This is a genomic window from Vibrio sp. 704 (assembly GCF_033339295.1).
This window is the reverse complement of record NZ_JAWOUH010001039.1, coordinates 1-511: the sequence shown is the minus strand read 5'-3', so window position 1 is coordinate 511 and position 511 is coordinate 1. Positions and strand designations below refer to the sequence as shown.

Sequence of the window (511 nt, the reverse complement as noted above, 5' to 3'; positions counted from 1 at the left end):
CTGCCGGAAACGCCGAAAACTCCAGTGGCGTGGTGATGTAAATCGCCAACATCAGCAGCACGACAGCAATACTCATGTTTGCGCCGATCAGCACATCCACTAGTGCAGTTGGCAAAGGCAAAATCATCATAAAGACGATCGCCAGCAACATCACTGCGAGCATGATGTCTTTGCGTTGCCCTACTTTGTTTAGAATATCGATCAACTTATTCATGAGATTCACTATGTAAAGATTGCAGATAGCGTCGATGCGCTTGGCGTGCGCCCTCGACGTCATTTTGTTTCCAGCGCGCTTGGCTCAAGCAAAACCAAACTCCCGCCGCTTGTACAGACTGCGATTGCGACTTCAGTAAGCCTTCACATACCGCAACAGCACGGGTGTAACGGCCAGTTTGCAAACACGCGACCGCGAGCGTGTGTAACGCATCTTCGCGTTCTGGTTCGAGTTCTAAAACGGCATCCAGTATCGCGATGGCTTGATCGGGTTGTTGGTATTGAACTTGAAGCGCAG

General features: G+C 50.5%; 2 protein-coding genes. Both read right to left on the bottom strand.

Annotated elements, in window-relative coordinates:
• A partial coding sequence (locus R7R24_RS30530; protein ID WP_318120691.1) for an FHIPEP family type III secretion protein occupies positions 1-223 on the bottom strand: 223 nt, incomplete at its 3' end.
• Positions 207-511: type III secretion system chaperone VscY (gene vscY / locus R7R24_RS30525; protein WP_318120690.1), on the bottom strand; the 305-nt coding region annotated here is incomplete at its 5' end. The genes vscY and R7R24_RS30530, both read right to left, overlap by 17 nt.